1 protein-coding gene is annotated in these 1,417 nt (G+C 76.4%); it reads left to right on the plus strand.

The window, feature by feature from the left end; translation table 11 throughout:
* A partial coding sequence (locus G3I41_RS02770) for a beta-N-acetylglucosaminidase domain-containing protein (protein ID WP_203600084.1) occupies window positions 1–1,417 on the plus strand: 1,417 nt, incomplete at both ends.

Genomic DNA, 1,417 nt, shown 5'->3' on the forward strand with positions numbered 1-1,417 from the left:
CTCCGCACCCTGGGCGCCCCGGCCCGCGCGGACCTGCCGGCGGGCGGTTACCGGCTGGCGGCCGGGCGGGTCGCGAAACGCGACACCGTGGCCCTGGAGGGCGTCGGCGAGGACGGGCTGTTCCACGCGGTGCAGACGCTGCGCCAGCTGGTCCGGGGCGGGAGGATCGCCGGGGTCACCGTCCGGGACTGGCCGGCCACCGCCGTACGCGGGCTGACCGAGGGGTTCTACGGGCAGCCGTGGAGCCAGGAGGAACGGCTCGCGCAGCTCGGCTTCCTGGGGCGCACCAAGCAGAACCGCTACCTGTACGCGGCGGGCGACGACCCGTACCGCCAGGCCCGCTGGCGCGACCCGTACCCGGCGGCGCGGAAGGCCGGCTGGCGGGCGCTGGCCGAGCGGGCCGCGGCCGAGCACGTGACGCTGGGCTGGGCGGTGGCGCCGGGTCAGTCCATGTGCCTCTCGTCGGACCGCGACCTCAAGGCACTGAACCGCAAGATCGACGCGATGTGGGACCTGGGAGCGCGGGCCTTCCAGGTGCAGTTCCAGGACGTCAGCTACAGCGAGTGGCACTGCGCGGCCGACGCGGACGCCTTCGGCAGCGGCCCCGGGGCGGCGGCCCGGGCGCAGGCCCGCGTCGTGAACGGCGTGGCCCGCCACCTGGCGGAGCGCCATCCGGACGCCCTGCCGCTGTCGGTGATGCCGACGGAGTACTACCAGGACGGCGCGACCGCGTACCGCACGGCGCTCGCCCGGGAGCTGGCGGACGGGATCGAGGTCGCCTGGACGGGCGTCGGAGTCGTACCGAGGACCATCACCGGCGGTGAACTGGCCGAGGCGGGTGCCGCGTTCCGGCACCCGCTGGTGACCATGGACAACTACCCGGTCAACGACTACGCGCAGGACCGGATCTTCCTGGGCCCGTACACCGGCCGGGACCCGGCGGTGGCGTCCGGTTCGGCGGCGCTGCTCGCCAACGCGATGGAGCAGCCCGCCGCCTCCCGCATCCCGCTCTTCACGGCCGCCGACTTCGCGTGGAACCCGAGGGGCTACGACCCGGCCGGGTCCTGGGAGGCCGCGATCGACGACCTCGCGGGCGGCGACGGCCGGGGCGCCGACGCGCTGCGGGCGCTCGCGGGCAACAGCGCGGGCTCCGTGCTCGGCTCCCCCGAGTCCGCCTATCTGCGGCCGTTGATCGCCGCGTTCCGCACGGCGTACGCGGACGGCGACGGCAAGGCGTTCGACGCGGCGGCGGACCGGCTGCGGAAGGCGTTCAGCGGGATGCGGGCGGTCCCGGCGCGGCTCGCGGACGTCGCCGGGGGGCGGCTCGGGCCCGAGGTCCGCCCGTGGACCGCGCAGCTGTCCCGCTACGGCCACGCGGGCGAGCTGGCCGTGGACCTGCTGCGCGCCCAGGCCCGGG

This window comes from Streptomyces sp. SID9727, assembly GCF_010550605.1.
Taxonomy (GTDB): Bacteria; Actinomycetota; Actinomycetes; order Streptomycetales; family Streptomycetaceae; genus Streptomyces.